This is a genomic window from Mesorhizobium sp. M00.F.Ca.ET.216.01.1.1 (assembly GCF_004010325.2).
Classification (GTDB): Bacteria; Pseudomonadota; Alphaproteobacteria; order Rhizobiales; family Rhizobiaceae; genus Mesorhizobium.
On sequence record NZ_SADR02000371.1, the window covers coordinates 1 to 320 of the forward strand.

1 protein-coding gene is annotated in these 320 nt (G+C 65.6%); it reads left to right on the top strand.

Going from position 1 to position 320, the window contains the following annotated elements; genetic code table 11:
- On the top strand, window positions 1–180 hold a 180-nt coding region (locus tag EN859_RS36530), incomplete at its 5' end, for a TOBE domain-containing protein (RefSeq protein ID WP_135913699.1).
- Between the last annotated feature and the right edge of the window lie 140 nt (window positions 181–320).

A 320-nucleotide genomic window follows, 5' to 3' on the forward strand; every position in this document is an offset into this window, starting at 1 on the left:
CACCTGCGCCTTGTGGCCAAGCTCGCCAACGAGCAAGTGCTGATCGTCAAGGTCGGCCCCGAAGCGACGATGGCGAATGGCGAGACCGTGACGGTCTCCTGCGCGCCCAATGATTGCCGCGCCTTTCCGGCCGATGCGGGAACGGGCGGCGCCATTCCAAAACAGGGGAAAACGACATGAAACATGTGAGAACACATCTGCTCGCGCTTGCGACCGCCACGGCGGTCATGACGATCGCCGGTGCCGTCCGCGCGGACGAGCTGTCCATCATGGCAAGCGGCGGCGCCTGGCAGGACGCGCAGCGCAAGGCCTGGTTCGAG